The 15,416-nt window shown below is 67.7% G+C and carries 14 protein-coding genes; 5 read left to right on the top strand and 9 right to left on the bottom strand.

The window, feature by feature from the left end:
• Positions 1-30 precede the first annotated feature (30 nt).
• Positions 31-798: a glycoside hydrolase family 25 protein gene (locus tag ACIBH2_RS30540; protein WP_397123754.1), complete on the top strand. Its 768-nt coding sequence runs from the start codon at positions 31-33 to the stop codon at positions 796-798.
• 30 nt (positions 799-828) lie between these two features.
• On the opposite strand, the gene ACIBH2_RS30535 is transcribed toward ACIBH2_RS30540, so the two are convergent.
• The 4 genes from ACIBH2_RS30535 to ACIBH2_RS30520 form a co-directional block, all read right to left on the bottom strand.
• Positions 829-2,886, bottom strand: a complete 2,058-nt coding sequence (locus tag ACIBH2_RS30535) for a PhoX family protein (protein WP_397124285.1) — start codon at positions 2,884-2,886, stop codon at positions 829-831.
• Between the two features lie 135 nt (positions 2,887-3,021).
• Complete coding sequence (locus tag ACIBH2_RS30530) at positions 3,022-3,747, bottom strand: amino acid ABC transporter ATP-binding protein (protein WP_397123752.1); 726 nt, start codon at positions 3,745-3,747, stop codon at positions 3,022-3,024.
• Complete coding sequence (locus ACIBH2_RS30525; protein WP_397124284.1) at positions 3,744-5,567, bottom strand: ABC transporter substrate-binding protein/permease; 1,824 nt, start codon at positions 5,565-5,567, stop codon at positions 3,744-3,746. The genes ACIBH2_RS30530 and ACIBH2_RS30525 overlap by 4 nt, the downstream gene beginning before the upstream one ends.
• Positions 5,568-5,677: 110 nt before the next feature.
• On the bottom strand, positions 5,678-6,472 hold the full coding sequence (locus ACIBH2_RS30520; protein ID WP_397124283.1) for an LLM class F420-dependent oxidoreductase: 795 nt from the start codon (positions 6,470-6,472) through the stop codon (positions 5,678-5,680).
• 142 nt (positions 6,473-6,614) lie between these two features.
• Between ACIBH2_RS30520 and ACIBH2_RS30515 the strand changes: the two genes are divergently transcribed.
• Complete coding sequence (locus ACIBH2_RS30515) at positions 6,615-8,660, top strand: heavy metal translocating P-type ATPase (RefSeq protein ID WP_397123749.1); 2,046 nt, start codon at positions 6,615-6,617, stop codon at positions 8,658-8,660.
• A gap of 77 nt (positions 8,661-8,737) precedes the next feature.
• A complete protein-coding gene (locus ACIBH2_RS30510) occupies positions 8,738-9,832 on the top strand; it encodes an ABC transporter ATP-binding protein (protein WP_397123747.1) in 1,095 nt (364 codons plus the stop codon).
• Here ACIBH2_RS30510 and ACIBH2_RS30505 read toward each other — a convergent pair.
• On the bottom strand, positions 9,825-10,328 hold the full coding sequence (locus ACIBH2_RS30505; RefSeq protein WP_397123745.1) for a winged helix-turn-helix transcriptional regulator: 504 nt from the start codon (positions 10,326-10,328) through the stop codon (positions 9,825-9,827). The two genes, ACIBH2_RS30510 and ACIBH2_RS30505, sit on opposite strands and share 8 nt — an antisense overlap.
• 104 nt (positions 10,329-10,432) lie before the next feature.
• Here ACIBH2_RS30505 and ACIBH2_RS30500 point away from each other — a divergent pair, with 104 nt between their 5' ends.
• Both ACIBH2_RS30500 and ACIBH2_RS30495 read left to right on the top strand, forming a co-directional pair.
• Positions 10,433-11,602, top strand: coding sequence for a thiolase family protein (locus ACIBH2_RS30500; protein ID WP_397123743.1), 1,170 nt, complete (start codon positions 10,433-10,435; stop codon positions 11,600-11,602).
• A gap of 67 nt (positions 11,603-11,669) precedes the next feature.
• Positions 11,670-12,758, top strand: coding sequence for a serine hydrolase domain-containing protein (locus ACIBH2_RS30495; protein ID WP_397123741.1), 1,089 nt, complete (start codon positions 11,670-11,672; stop codon positions 12,756-12,758).
• 63 nt (positions 12,759-12,821) lie between these two features.
• Here ACIBH2_RS30495 and ACIBH2_RS30490 read toward each other — a convergent pair whose 3' ends face one another.
• From ACIBH2_RS30490 to ACIBH2_RS30475, 4 genes are read right to left on the bottom strand one after another with little or no spacing between them, the layout of a single operon-like run.
• Entirely contained in the window at positions 12,822-13,667 is an 846-nt protein-coding gene (locus tag ACIBH2_RS30490) for an ABC transporter permease (RefSeq protein ID WP_397123738.1), read from the bottom strand.
• Positions 13,667-14,581 (bottom strand): ABC transporter ATP-binding protein, encoded by a 915-nt coding sequence (locus ACIBH2_RS30485; RefSeq protein WP_397123736.1) that lies wholly within the window; start codon positions 14,579-14,581, stop codon positions 13,667-13,669. Before ACIBH2_RS30485 ends, ACIBH2_RS30490 begins: the two co-directional genes overlap by 1 nt.
• The gene (locus tag ACIBH2_RS30480) at positions 14,578-15,054 is read right to left on the bottom strand and encodes a Clp protease N-terminal domain-containing protein (protein WP_397123733.1); all 477 of its coding nucleotides are present in this window, start codon (positions 15,052-15,054) and stop codon (positions 14,578-14,580) included. Before ACIBH2_RS30480 ends, ACIBH2_RS30485 begins: the two co-directional genes overlap by 4 nt.
• The gene (locus ACIBH2_RS30475) at positions 15,051-15,284 is read right to left on the bottom strand and encodes a hypothetical protein (RefSeq protein WP_397123731.1); all 234 of its coding nucleotides are present in this window, start codon (positions 15,282-15,284) and stop codon (positions 15,051-15,053) included. Before ACIBH2_RS30475 ends, ACIBH2_RS30480 begins: the two co-directional genes overlap by 4 nt.
• Positions 15,285-15,416: the final 132 nt, after the last annotated feature.

The following is a 15,416-nucleotide window of genomic DNA, read 5'->3' as shown; positions in this document are numbered from 1 at the left end:
TACGTCACATGACCTCTACCCTCGAATGGCATGTACCGACGCCTGAACCACCCGTCCAAGGCTCGTCGCAAATACCTCATCGGCTCCGCACTAGCCACTATCGGCATCCTCTCGGCTACCGGCGCCGCCGCGGCCGAGGAGGGTCCGGACGTCTCCTCCTGGCAGCATCCGGGCGGCAGCGGGATCAACTGGTTCGCCGTGCGCGCGTCGGGACACCCCTTCGCCATGGTCAAGGCCACCGAGGGGCTGAACTACATCAATCCCTACTTCGTGCCGGACAGCCTGAATATGCGCATCGCCGGAGTAGCCAGGGGCACATACCATTTCGCGCGCCCGGCGCTGCCGCCCGAACCGCAGGCCATCTTCTACTCCACCATGGTGCTCGGCCAGAACGGCCCGCTGGACCTGCCGCCCGTCCTCGACCTCGAGGACTCCGGCGGACTGCCGCCCGCCGCGCTCATCGACTGGACGCACCGGTATCTGAACACCGTCGAGGCCATGACGGGGCGAGCGCCGATCATCTACACCGGCGTGAACTTCTGGCGCAATGCCATGGCAGACACCAACGAGTTCACGCGATACCCCCTGTGGATCGCGGACTATCGCGGCAACGACCAGCCCGAGGTGCCGGGCGGCTGGCCTGCCTGGACCTTCTGGCAGTACACCGATTCCGGCAGCATTCCGGGCATCCCCGGCGGCACCGATGTGAACGTGTACAGCGGCGCTCAGGGCGATCTCGCGTCCTTCGCGCGAATGCCGTTCAGCGGCAGCGGATCCGGCAGCTCGGGCAGCGGATAGGGCGGACCGCCGTCGGCCCGCCCGCCACCGCTAGACGCCGATCGCCCCGCCGTCCTTCTTCCACACCACGACCACCGAGGGGCGCGGCTGCGCGGCGCCGCCGTCGGGCCAGTGCGAGGCGGGCTTGTCGACCGAGGCCCCGTCGACCTCGCCCGGGTGCTGCACGCTCACCAGCACGCGCTTGTCTGTGACGACCGGTCCACAGGTCTCCGCGCCGACCGGCACGGTGAGGAATTGCTTGGTCTCCCCGCGCCGTTCGCCCTCCAGCACCACGGAGAAGAGTCCGTCATTGGACTTCAGCGCATTGCCGTCGGTGGAGATCCACAGGTTGCCGTGCGGATCGAAGGCCACATTGTCGGGGCAGGAGATCGGGCTGACCTTGGTCTTGTCGAAGCCGGAGAAGTAGGTGTCGGCCGCGGCGGGATCGCCGCAGACCAGCAGCAGCGACCAGGTGAACGCGGTGCCCTTGTGGTCGTCGACCAGCTCGAGGACCTGACCGTTCTTGTTCTTGTTGCGCGGATTCGCCTCGTCCGCACCGGCTTTGCCCTCGGTGCCGCGATTGCTGTTGTTGGTCAGCGCCACATAGACCTTGCCGGTCTTGGGATTCGGCTCGAAATCCTCGGGGCGGTCCATCTTGGTCGCGCCGACCTTGTCGCCCGCGAGGCGGGTGAAGACCGCGACCTCTTCGGCGCTCATACCGTCGACCAGCGACTTGCCCTTGCCGTCCGCGCCGGTCTCCAGAATCGGAATCCACTGCCCGGAGCCGGTGAATCCCTTGTCCGAGGCCAGCTTTCCGGTGCCGTCGACCTGATCCGGGTGATCCCCGGACAGTTTCGCGACATAGAGCGTGCCCTCGTCGAGAATGGTCATATTGGCCTTGCGCGCGGCCGCCGTATCGCCCTGCTGAATCTTCTTGGCGGACACGAACTTGTACATGTACTCGAACCGCTCGTCGTCGCCGGAGTAGGCGACCACGGTGCCGTCGGAGGTGACGTGAATGTTCGCGGATTCGTGCTTGAACCGGCCCATGGCGGTGTGCTTCACGGGGGTGGAGGCGGGATCCCACGGATCGACCTCCACGATCCAGCCGAAGCGGTTGGACTCGTTGGGCTCCTGCACCACGTCGAAGCGCTTGTCGTAGCGCTCCCAGTGGCGGGGCGCATCGCCTTGTCCGGCACCGGGATGCCCGAGGCCGTAGCGCTTGCCGCGCTCCTGCGCGACCGGATCGGCCAGCACGCCGGTGAAGTACTGGTTGAAGTTCTCCTCGCCGGAAAGGATGGTGCCCCACGGGGTTACGCCGCCGGAGCAGTTGTTGAGCGTGCCCGCGACCTTCAGGCCGAACGGGTCGGTGGAGGTCTTCACCAGCGCGCTACCGGCGGCGGGGCCGGTGAGCTGGAATTCGGTGGTGGCGGTGATGCGGCGGTTGTACTTGCCCAGCACCGGGGTGAGCTTGCCCGAACCGGATTCGCCCTTGACCTCGACCACGCTCAAACCGTGTGCGGCCCACTCGGTCTCGACCTGTTCCTTGGTGGGAGCCTCGGGGTTGTAGTCCGGGAACATGAACGGACCGGTGGTGTACTCGTGATTGGCCAGCAGCAGGTAGCTGTCGCGCTGCCCGTCGATGGGCAGCAGCGCCGAGAAGTCGTTGTTGTAGCCGAACTGCTTGGCCTGGGCGGCCGCGCTCTGCTTGTGGAAGTCGAACTGGGGCGCGTCGGGCAGCACCGGGTCGCCCCAGCGAATGACCACGCTCTGCTCGTAGCCCTCCGGAATCACCACCGCGTCTTCCTTGTTGGGCGCGATGGGCTGGAAGTCGGTGCCGACGCCGGTGCCGGGAGCGGCCTCGGCGCCATCGGCGGTGTCGTCACCGCAGGCCGCCAGCGCTCCGGCCGCACCGGTGGCCAGCACCACCGCCGCGCTGCCCTGGAGCATGCGCCGCCGGGACATGGACGCGACGATATCGCCGAAGTACTCACCGGCGGACTTGTTGGGCACCTCGTGGGCGCACGCATTGCCGCACTTGTACTGGCAGGTGACGGAGGCGCGCGAGGACGCTCCGTCGTGCTTCACGAAAAGGGCGAGGGGTTTCAACACTGCATGCTCCCGGGTTCGGTCTGTCGGGCGCACCGTAACCACGCCAGAAGAGCCGGAAGAGACCAGAAGGTGAACAGCCGACCAATTAGGTAGCCCTAAGTTTGCCGAGGGGATGCGGTCGCCCCTCGGCGGCTAGAGCACCTGGGAGAGGAACTGCCGCAGGCGCGGGGTCTCCGCATTGTCGAAGAGCGCGTCCGGCGTACCGGTTTCGACGACCTGCCCGTGATCCATGAACACCACCCGATCGGAAACCGAACGGGCGAAACCCATTTCGTGGGTCACCACGATCATGGACATACCGCCCCGGGCCAGCTCGGCCATGAGCGCCAGCACGCCCTTCACCAGCTCCGGGTCCAGCGCCGAGGTCGCCTCGTCGAAGAACATGAGCTGCGGCTTCATGGCCAGCGCCCGCGCGATGGCCACGCGCTGCTGCTGTCCGCCGGAGAGATTGCCCGGGCGCGCATCGGCCTTCCCGGCCAGCCCGACCTGCTCGAGCTGTTCCAGGGCGAGGGTGCGGGCCTGCTCCTTGGACAGCCCGTGCAGTTTGCGCGGTCCCAGCTCGATGTTCTCCGCGACCGTCTTGTGCGGGAACAGGTTGAAGTGCTGGAACACCATGCCGATCTGCTGGCGCAGCTTGTCGGGGTTCTGGGTGAGCACCGACTTGCCGTTCAGGAGGATGTCGCCCTTGTCCGGCTCGTGCAGGCGATTGAGCACCCGCAGCAGCGTGGACTTGCCCGAGCCGGACGGGCCGATGACGGTGGTGGTCTTGCCCGCGTCCACATGAATGTCGACGCCACGCAGAATATGCGTATTGCCCAGCGTCAGATGCAGATCGGTACCGGTCAACGAGGCGCTCATGCCCCACGCCCTTCCGTGATCACGGCCTGCTCGACCTTGTCGATCGGCTCCTCGGTGCGGCCGGTGCGCAGCCGCCGGTCGATGTAGTTCACCAGGTGGGTGAGCGGCACGGTCAGCACCAGGTACACCAGGCCCGCCGCCACCAGCGGCGAGAGATTTCCGGTCTGCGCGTTGAGATCTCGGCCCACCGCGAACAGCTCCCGCTGCGAGGCGAGCAGACCCAGGAAGTAGATGAGCGAGGAGTCCTTGATGAGCGCGATGAACTGGTTCATCAGCGCGGGCAGCACCCGGCGCACACCCTGGGGAATGACGACCAGCGTCATGGCCTGGCGGTAGCCGAAGCCGATGGCGCGCGCGGCCTCGAGCTGCCCGGGCTCCACCGACTGGATGCCGGAGCGGAAGATCTCACCGATATAGGCCGAGGCCAGCAGCGCCAGCGCCACCGCGCCCAGCCAGTACGGATTGTTGCCGGTGATGTTCTTGACCACCGGGCCGATGCCGAGGCCGATGAGCAGAATGATCACCACGGCGGGCAGACCGCGGAAGATATCGGTGTAGACCCGGGCGGGCCAGCGCAGCCAGCGGGTGCGCGAGATTCCGGCCACGGCGAGCAGCATGCCGATCACCGTGCCGAGCACGCCCGAAACCACCGCCAGGATCAGGGTATTCGGCAGACCGGTCTTGATCAGGTCCGGGAACGCCTGCTTGTACAACGACCAGTCGAAGAAGGTGTCCTTCAGCTGTCGCAGCGTCGATTTGGGCTGCACCGCGGCCTGTTCGCCCTTGTTCGCCTCGTTCTGGGCGGCGATGGTGGCGAAGTCGGGCAGCTGCGGCAGCGGCGCGGCCTTGGAGCCCGGCTTCCAGCCCGGCGGCAGCTCGCGCGGCACCCAGTCCTCGTAGAGTTTGGCGTAGGTGCCGTCCGCGATCACCGCGTCCAGGCCGGAGTTGAGCGCGTTGATGAGCGGCGCGTTGTCCTTGCGCACCGCCCAGGCCGCGAAGTTGTTGAGGCTGAAGGTGTTCTGCGCGATGGTGGTGGCGTCACCGGGCTTGATGGCGCCCACGGCCTGGGCCGACGGGGCCACCCAGGCATCGATCTGCCCGGACTTCAGATTGGCGTAGGCGGTGTTGTAGTCCGGGAACTTCACCGGATCCAGATGCAGTTCGTTGGTGACGTACTCGTCCTGCACCGTGCCCTGCACCACGCCGACGCGGGTCCGATTGTTCAGGTCGCCGAAGGCCTTCACGGTGCTGTTGGTCGGCACCACCAGCGAGAAGTAGCCGAAGTCGTAGCCGTTGGTGAAGCCGACGAGCTGGCGGCGGGCGTCGGTGGTGGTGATATTCGAGGAGCCGACATCGAAGCGGCCGTTGGCGGTCTGCGCCAGCAGGCCCGCGAATTCGGTTCCGGTGAACTCGATCTGGAGGCCGAGCTTGGCGGCGACGGCCTTCAGCAGTTCGTTGTCGAAACCGGTGAACGCGCCCTGGGAGTTGACGCAGATACTCGGCGGGGCGTCGGAGAGGGTGCCGACACTGATCTTGCCCGGGGTGATGAGCCCGAGCCGGTTCACATCGATCTTGTCGAGCGGCTCGGTGCTGGCCGTCGTGTACTTGTCCGAGGCCGCGCTCTGCTGCGCCGTCGCCAGATTGGGGGGTAGCGCGGTGGCCGCCGACAGCCCGGGTGGCGAGCAGAGGTCGTTCTCCGGCGCGGCGGCGCTCGGCCCCGCCCCCAGGGCGACCGTGCCCACGAGTGTGACCAGCAACACTCCCGCGACCGCGAGAAGGCGAGGTCGACGTCGAGGGCGCCGATGTGTGGGCGTGCGCAAGCAAACCATGACAAAGCACCCTAGTAGGGGCGTTGCGCAGGGCGAGCGTTGCGGTCAGCCCGATCGCAACGGCGCGCCCCGCCGACGGTCCGCCGAGGGCGGTGGATCGGTCAGGCCAGGCCCGCGACCGACTCCGGATTGAAGGAATCGCGCCAGCGAATGGCCTCCTCGACCCCGCTCAGGTCGTAGTCGGGACCGCCGGTGCCCACCGTGAACAGGGTGGCCCCGGCCGCCACGAATTCGGCGGCCTTGTCCGGACCCGGCCAGCTCACCGACTTCTCGATCTTGGCGGCATCGGTGCCGACGGCCGCGCAGTGCTCGGCCAGAATCCCCGACTTGTGGCTCAGCGCGTCGAGGTCGGCGAAGCTGTGCCAGATATCGGCGTACTGGGCGACCAGGCGCAGCGTCTTCTTCTCGCCACCGCCGCCGATGAGGATGGGGATATCGCGGACCGGCTGCGGATTCAGCTTGGCCAGCCGGTCGGCGATGCGGGCCATGGACTCCTTCAGCAGGTTCAGACGCGTTCCGGCGGTGCCGAATTCGTAGCCGTACTGGTCGTAGTCCTTCTCGAACCAGCCCGCGCCGATACCGAGAATCAGGCGGCCGCCGCTGATGTGGTCCACGGTGCGGGCCATATCGGCGAGCAGATCGGGATTGCGATAGCCGCCGCCGGTGACCAGCGCGCCGAGCTCCACCCGCTCGGTCTGTTCGGCGATGGCGCCGAGCATGGTCCAACACTCGAAGTGCGCGCCCTCGGGGTCGCCGTAGAGCGGATAGAAGTGGTCCCAGTTGAAGACGATGTCCACGCCCGCGTCCTCGGCGCGGCGAACGGCATCGCGCACGAGGTCGTACTTGGGGGCGTGCTGCGGTTGCAGTTGGACTCCGATACGCACCGGTCGGCTCACGTGGCTCTCCTCGTCGCGGAATGGAATACCTGTGCCGATTTCCGAGGCTACCGATCCCACGGTGAGCGCGCCGAACAGACCGTCTTCGCGCACCGGAAAGATACATGCATACATTCGCATGTGTTGATGCTATGGTGGCGATATGAGCACCAAGACGAACGATCGGCGCACGGCCACCGACCGGACGGACGACGGCCACGAACACGGACACGGCCTGGGCGGGCCACGCATGGAGATGGCCTTTGCCATCGCCTCGGGCGCGACCTACGCGGGCGGCATGGTGGCGGAGTACCTGCTCGACAGCCCGGCGCGGGTGTCGACCGGGCTCTTCGTGGCCACCTATCTCCTCGGCGGATTCTTCACCGTGCGCACCGCGATCGACTCGGTGCGGCGCGGACGGTTCGAGGTGGACTTCCTCATGCTGGTGGCGGCGGTCGGCGCGGCGGCGATCGGCAAATGGGCCGAGGGCTCGGTACTGCTGTTCCTGTTCAGCCTCGGGCACGCGCTCGAGGAGTACGCCATGGGCCGGGCGCGCAAATCCATTGCGGCACTGGGTGAACTCGCGCCCCGGACCGCGCTGGTGCGGCGGCCGGACGGCGTGGTCGAGATCTCCGTGGACGAGCTCGAGATCGGCGATGTGATCGTGGTGCGGCCCAATTCGCGCCTGAGCGCGGACGGGATCGTGGTCGCGGGCGTGAGCGCCGTCGACGAATCCGCGGTCACCGGGGAGAGCATTCCGGTGGAGAAGCGGGCCGTGGACGATCCGGGCGCGCTACTGAAAAGCCGTGTGACGCCGAACGAATCGCAGCGCGTGTTCGCGGGCACGCTCAACGGCTCCGGCGTCCTGGAGGTCATGGTCACCGATCGCGCGGCCGACAGCACGCTCGCCCGCGTGATCGCCATGGTGCGCGACGCCGAGACGCAGAAGTCACCCACGCAGCGGTTCATCGACCGCTTCCAGGTGGTGTACGTACCCGTCGTGCTGGTCGGCGTCGCGGCGGTGATCCTCTACGGCACCTTCGTTCTCACCGAGGCGTTCACCGACAGCTTCTATCGCGCCATGGTGGTGCTGGTGGCCGCGAGCCCCTGTGCGCTGGCCATCGCCACACCCAGTGCGGTGCTGGCCGGGGTGGCGCGGGCCGCGCAGGCCGGTGTGCTCGCCAAGGGCGGCGGCCCGCTGGAATCGCTGGGGCGGGTGCGCTCCATGGCCTTCGACAAGACCGGAACGCTCACCTGGGGTCAGCCCCGGGTGACCGATATCGAGCCGGTGCGCCCCGATCTGCGCGATCAGCTCGTCACCACCCTGTTCGCGGTGGAGTCCTTCAGTGACCATCCCCTGGCCACGGCGATCACCCGCGATCTCGCGGCCCTGGTGCCCGCCGGTGCGGAAGCCGCTGCCACGCAGGTGAATTCGGTGACCGGGCGCGGGGTGACGGCGCTGGTCGACGGCAGCGAGACCGAGGTCGGCAATTTGACCATGTTCGCGGAGCTCGAATCCGACGGGGTGCCCGCCGAGATCACCGCGCTGGTGGAGCGGCTGCACACCGCCGGGCGCACCACCATGATCGTGCGGCGCGGCGGCGTCTACCTGGGCGTGGTCGGCGTCATGGACACCCCGCGCGCCGAGGCGGCGGCGGTCATGGAAAAGCTTCGGGCCCTGGGCATCACCGATCTGGTGGTGATCTCCGGCGACAACCAGCGCGTCGCCGACGCGGTGGCCGACGGGCTCGGACTCGATGCCGCGCACGGCGGGCTGCTGCCCGAGGACAAGGTCGACATGATCGGGCGGCTGCGGGCGCGCGGCGGCACCGCCATGGTCGGCGACGGCGTGAACGACGCGCCCGCCATGGTGAACTCCTCGGTCGGAATCGCCATGGGCGCCAGCGGTTCCGCCGTCGCCCTGGAGACCGCCGATGTGGCGCTGATGACCGACGATATCGGCCGCCTGCCCTTCGCGGTGGCGCTGAGCCGCCGCACCGCCGCCATCATTCGGCAGAACCTCACCGTGGCGCTCGTGATCGTCGCCGGACTCGTGCCCGCCACGCTGATTGGCCTGCCCATCGGCCCGGCGGTCTTCATCCACGAGGGTTCGACGCTGCTGGTGGTCGCCAATGCCCTGCGCCTGCTGCGCTTCCGCAAGGGGGCCGAGCACGAGGGCATCGAACACGAGGCGCGGCCGGGTGCGTGAGCGTCTACGATCGGTGCGCCAACCCCTCTACTACGGATCGTCCGGCACGTTCCTGCCGGTGAAGGGATTCATTCACCATGGCTACGGTCACCTTCGAGCGCGCGTCCCGGCTCTACCCGGGCGGCACCAAACCCGCTGTCGACCAGTTGAATCTCGAGATCGCCGATGGCGAGTTCCTGGTACTGGTCGGGCCGTCCGGCTGCGGCAAATCCACCTCGCTGCGCATGCTCGCCGGGCTGGAGGAGGTCAGCGCGGGGCGGATTCTGATCGGCGATCGGGATGTCACCCATGCCGAGCCCAAGGAACGCGATATCGCCATGGTGTTCCAGAACTACGCGCTCTACCCGCATATGAGCGTCGCGGAGAACATGGGCTTCGCGCTCAAGATGGCGAAGGTGTCCAAGCAGGAGCGCGAACAGCGGGTGCTGGAGGCGGCCAAACTGCTCGATCTGGAGCCGTACCTGAACCGCAAGCCCAAGGCGCTCTCCGGCGGTCAGCGCCAGCGAGTGGCCATGGGCCGCGCCATCGTCCGGCAGCCGCAGGTGTTCCTGATGGATGAGCCGCTGTCGAACCTGGACGCCAAACTGCGCGTGCAGACCCGCACCCAGATCGCACAGTTGCAGCGCCGCCTCGGCACCACCACCGTGTACGTCACCCACGACCAGGTCGAGGCCATGACCATGGGCGACCGGGTGGCGGTGCTCAAGGACGGCCTGCTCCAGCAGTGCGCCTCACCGCGCGACCTGTACCGCGATCCGGCCAATCTGTTCGTCGCGGGCTTCATGGGCTCGCCCGCCATGAACCTGTTCACGCTGCCGGTCGAGTCGGGGGCGGTGTACCTCGGCGGTTACCGGCTCCAGCTGCCGCGCACCGTCAGCGACGCGTCCACCGGGACCGTGGTGGTGGGTATTCGGCCCGAGCACTTCGAGATCGGGGCCGCCACCGCGCTGAGCAAGGAGGCCACGGGCATCACCATGGAGGTGGACGTGGTGGAGGAGCTCGGCTCGGACGCCTACGTCTACGGGCGCGCGCTCGACAAGAGCGGGCAGGAAACCATTGTGGCGCGGGCGGATTGGCGCAACCCGCCCGCCAAGGGCACACGGCTCACCCTGAACACCGATCCCGAGCACGTGTACTTCTTCGCTCCCGAGGACGGGCGGCGGCTCAACTGAGTTCGGCGCGCTTCTTGCGCCGGTAGGCGTCGCTGACGCGGACCCGAAGGTGTTCCGGCGGCACCTCGTTGCCCGAGGCGCTGCGGAGTTCGACGCGGACGGGTTCGCCGGTGGCGTCCTCGACGCGTTCCAGCGGTGGGATGCCGTCCTGGAGGTAGGTGTCACCCCACTGCCACAGCGCCACGACCACCGGCATGAGGTCCAAGCCCATTCGGGTCGGGACGTATTCGTGCCGGGTGCGTTTGCCCTCTTCCTGGTACGGGCGCTTCTCGAGGAGGCCCGCGTCGGTGAGTTTGCGCAGTGCGCTCGACGCCGCCGCATCGGTGATGCCGACCCGGGCGGCGAAGCCGTCGAAGCGGCGGGTGCCGTAGTACGCCTCGCGCAGGATGAGGATCGCCGAGCGGGTGCCGACGATATCGAGGGCTTTGGCGATGGAGCAGTCCTCGGGCTTCCATGCGCTCAGATCGCGCAGCGGTCCTTCCAAGACGAACGGCATGACGCTCATCATAACAGGGCTGCCTTGCGTGCACTATTGCCAGCCTCTACTCTGGCTTTAGAGCGACTTAGTCAGCCGCATCGCGGCACTCGGAAGGAATCGCCATGAGAGACGCAGTGATCGTCGAAGCCGTCCGCACCCCCATCGGCAAGGGCAAGGCCACGGGCGCGTTGCACGGCACCCACCCGGTCGACCTGTTCGCGCATTCGCTGCGGGAAGTGGTGTCGCGCAGCGGAATCGACCCGGAGCTCATCGACGATGTGATCGGCGGCGTGGTCACCGCCGTCGGCGAACAGGGCTCCAACCTCACCCGCCGCGCGGCCCTTGCCGCCGGATATCCGGAGTCGGTGCCCGCCACCACCGTGGACCGCCAGTGCGGCAGCAGCCAGCAGGCCATTCACTTCGCCGCGCAGGGTGTCATCGCCGGGGCCTACGACGTGGTGGTGGCGGGCGGCATCGAATCCATGAGCCGAGTTCCCATGGGCGCCAACCTCATCGGGGCCGAGGACATCTCCGGCGTGGGCTTCGCCGAACGCTACCCCCATGGCTTGGTCCCGCAGGGCATCAGCGCCGAACTGATCGCCGCCCGCTGGGGCCTGTCCCGCGCCCAGCTCGACGAATTCGCCCTCGCCAGCCACGAAAAGGCCGCCGCGGCAACGAAGAACGGCTCCTTCGAATCCCAGCTGGCGCCCCTGCACGGCCTGACCGCCGACGAGGGCATCCGGGTGGGCAGCACCCTCGACACTCTCGCCGGGCTGCGCCCCGCCTACTACAGCGACGACATGGCGGCCCGCTTCCCCGAGATCGGCTGGAACATCACCGCCGCCAATGCCAGCCAGATCAACGACGGCAGCTCCGCGGTCCTCATCATGACCAGCGAGCGCGCCGCCGCACTCGGCCTGCGTCCCCTGGCCCGCCTGCACAGCTTCGCGGTAGCCGGTGACGACCCTCTGCTCATGCTCACCGCCGTCATCCCCGCCACCCGAAAAGTCCTGTCCCGCAGCGGCCTGCACCTCTCCGACATCGACCTGTTCGAAGTGAACGAAGCCTTCTCCTCGGTGGTCCTGGCCTGGGCCCACGACACCGGAGCCGACCTCGACAAGGTCAACGTCAACGGCGGCGCGATCGCCCTCGGCCACCCCCTCGGCGCCTCCGGCAGCCGCCTCGCCACCACCCTCGTCCACGCCCTGCACGAACACGGCGCCCGCTGGGGCCTGCAGACCATGTGCGAGGCAGGCGGTTTGGCCAACGCCACGATCTACGAGCGGCTGTGAACGGCGTCAGTGGGCGTATCAGGTCGGCGTCAGGGCGGTGTCAGGTGGGCTCGCGACAGTAGTCCACATGAACAGCACAGCGCACAGCACCCGGACCACCGACCTGCAACAGCTCATCGAGGAGATCGTCGACACCGGCTTCACGGGACTGACCTTGCGGGTCAACGACGAGTTCGGCGAATGGGTCGGCAGCGCCGGGCTCGCACAGCTGGACGGGACCGCGAAGCCGCCGGTCGACGGGCATGTCCGGATCGGCAGCAATACCAAGACCTTCACCGCCACCCTGGTGCTCCAGTTGGTGGCCGAGGGCAGGATCGAGTTGGATACCGCGGTGGTGGAGTACCTGCCCGAGTTCGAGATCGATCCGCGCGTCACGGTGCGAATGCTGTTGCAGCACACCAGCGGGATCTTCAACTTCACCGGTGAGTACTTCGAGGACGGCACGGTGGTCCCGGGCATCGCCTCCACCATCGCGGGCAAGGAGTGGGTGGACAACCGCTTCAAGACCTACCTGCCGGAGGAGCTGGTGCGGCTGGCGCTGTCCAAGCCCGCGCGGTTCGAGCCGGGCGCCGACTGGAGCTACTCCAACACCAACTACGTCATCGCCCGGCTACTGATCGAGAAGGTCACCGGCCGCACCTACGCCGACGAGATGCAGCGCCTCGTTCTCGGACCACTGGGCCTGACCGGCACCGTGGCCCCGACCACGCAGTCCGAGGTGCCCCAACCACACGCGCACGGCTACTACCGCTACGAGGTGGACGGCCAGGAACAGATCGTCGACGTCACCGCACACAACCCCTCCTGGATCTCCAGCGGCGGCGACATGATCTCGACCAGCAAGGACCTGCACATCTTCCTCACCGCACTGCTCAGCGGCAAACTCCTGCCCGCCCCGCTCCTGGCCGAAATGTGCACTCCCGAAGGCAAAGTCGGCTACGGCCTGGGCGTATTCGTCCAGAAGACACCTGCCGGTGACACCATCATCACCCACAACGGCGGAGCCGCCGGTCACGCCGCCCTCATGTTCAGCACCCCGGACGGCGCCAAAACCCTCACCGCCACCATCAACTACGTGGACGACGCCGCCCTGTCCCTGTCCGCACCATTCCAGGAGGCCCTGGGTCGGCTCGTCAACGCCGTCTTCGGCGAGTGACCGCATGCCGCGGCACCTTCGGGGTGCCGCGGCGCAGAGGATCGGCAATGGCCTCGTCACCGGTCAGACTCGCCGCAGCGCCTTCTCGCGGCGGGCGGCGACGCTCGAACCGGATTCGCGTCGAGCCATGCGGCGCAGCACCATCGGCGCGACCAGCAGGCCCGCTACGGCCCAGAGGCCAAGTACGCCAATGGTTTCCAAGTGCCGCCAGGAGTCGCCGATCTCCACGGTCACCGCGCCGTCGGGCAGCAGCGCCGAACGGGTGCCGAGGCCGAGCCAGTAGATGGGGAACAGCTGGGCGATCCATTGCACCCATTCCGGAAGTGCCGTAATGGGATAGAAGATTCCCGATATCGCGATCACGCCCAGGATCGGCAGTGTGAGCAGACCCTGGCTGCGCGTGCTGGTGAAGACCGAACCCAGGACGGCGCCGAGGGGCAGGGTCGCGACCAGGCCCAGTGCGAGGACCCAGGCGAGGGTCAGCCAGGAGCCGATATCACCGATCGCGAGACCGGAGATGATGAACAGGGCGGGGATGAGGAAGATCGCGAGATCGGCCAGCAGGCCACCGGATACCGAGACGATCTTGCCGACCAGGTAGCCCACCATGCCGTGCGGTGTCGCCTTGGCGCGCAACAGGGTTCCGTCCTCGCGGTCGGCGGTGAGCTGCTGACTCATGCTGACCATGGACATGGCGGCGTTCATGCCGAGAATGCTCGGCAGCACCAGAACGCCGAGCAGGAAACCGGTGTCGGCGAAGGAGGTGTCTCGCAGAAAGAACAGGGTGCCGACCATCAGGGCGGGCCAGAGGAAGTGGCTGATCAGCTCCTCCGCGTTGGTGAAGGACTGTCGCAGTTCGACCAGTCCGCGCGACCAACCCACGCGCCAGGCCATCGCGGTGGGATTCATCAGGCCACCTGCTTCGATTCGGCTGTGTCGGTGGCGGTTTCGGCCCGCCGCACCAGGGACAGATAGGTGTCTTCCAGCGAAGCCCGGCGGACCTCGAGGTTCTCGATCTCGCGCCCATAGCGCTCGAAGAGTTCGCGGGTGAACCCGGTGGCATCCGGGGTCGACTCCAGGAAGCTGCGTCCGCCACGGTCCCAGCGCACCTCGTCGGTGCCCGTGATCTGTCGGGCGAGTTCGGCGGCGGTGCCGTCGGCGACGATACGGCCTTCGTCGAGCACGAGTATGCGGTCGGCGAGTTTCTCGGCCTCGGCCAGATCGTGGGTGGTGAGCAGGATGGTGGTGGCGCCCGCGGCCGCGAGGCCCTCGACGAGTTCGTGGAAGCCACGCCGGGCCACCGGGTCCAGCCCGGCGGTCGGTTCGTCGAGGAAGACCAGTTCGGGGCGGCCGACCAGCCCGATCGCCACATCCAGTCGGCGGCGTTGCCCACCGGACAGCATCTTGACCTTGTGGTTCGCCTGCTCGGTCAAGCCGACCGCCGCCACCAGTGCCGCGGCGTCCCAAGGCCGTTCGACCGTTTCGGTGGAGTAGGCGGCATAGTAGGCGCCGAGGTGCTCCAGCAGTTCACGGACGCGCCATTTGCCGTGATCGCGCCAGGACTGCAGCACGATCCCCACCCGTGCCCGCCAATCCTCGCCGCCGTGCGCCGGATCGGTGCCGAGCACCTCGACGCGGCCCGCCGACCGCATGCGGAAGCCCTCCAAGATTTCGACGGTGGTGGTCTTGCCCGCACCGTTGGGACCGAGCAGACACAGCACCTCACCGCGATAGGCCCGGAAGGTGACATCGTGTAGGACATCGGCGGAGCCGTAGCGCATACGAAGGCCCTCGACCTCGAGGACCACTTCGGTGTTGTTCATCGTTCGCCCTCCAGGGCGCGCTGCACGCGGTCGCGCAACGCGGCCGCATCGACACCGGCCAGGGCGAGCGCGCGGGGAACCGTGCCCACCTCGGCCCGCAGGATGCCCAGCAGCAGATGCGCGGGCCGCGCATCCTTCTTGGCCACGGCGGTGAAGGAGCGCTCGACCGCGAGTTTGGCCGATGCGCCGAGCTGTTTCGGTCGCTCGACCCCGGGACTGGCCGCGGGAAGGGCGAAATCGGTGCGGGAGATCCCGGCCGCGAGCAGGCTCTGCTCGAACTCCCGGTCCAGCGCCGCACGAATGGCCTCGTAGTCGAGTCCGACCGCCGCCAAGACTCGATCGGTCTCGGGTTCGGGCCGCACGGCCATCGCCAACAGCAGATGCTGTGCCTCGATGGTCGTCGATCCGGCGGCCTGCGCTTGTTCGGCGGCCCGGGTGAGGACCGCGTGGAAGTACTTGTCGAAGTTGCTCATTGACGCCTCCTGAGCGTGACACCGGCCGCGATGAGCCGTTTGGCGTGCTTCTTGTGGACGGCTTGGCGCGTCACGCCCAGCGCCTCGGCCACCTGAGGCCATCCCCACCCCGACCGAATCGCCTGCTCGACCGCGGCATCCTCCAACTGATCCGCCAAGCGCCGCAGCGCCGCCACCGCCGCCAGGTGATCGGCCGGGTCGCGTGGACTGGGTATCTCGTCGTCAGCCATGCGAGCAACCGTAGTTGACAAAAATCGGATAGTCAACGCAAGTTGCTTAATCTCGCGGTCTCGGATCTTCTGCGAAACTCGGACCGTGCGGGTCAGTGTGCTGGGATCGGTTCTGGTTCTCTCGAATGAGGG

It is taken from the genome of Nocardia sp. NPDC050406, from assembly GCF_044459025.1.
In the GTDB taxonomy this organism is placed as follows: domain Bacteria; phylum Actinomycetota; class Actinomycetes; order Mycobacteriales; family Mycobacteriaceae; genus Nocardia.
Note: the sequence above shows the minus strand (reverse complement) of the source record. Positions and strands in the feature narration are given on the sequence as shown.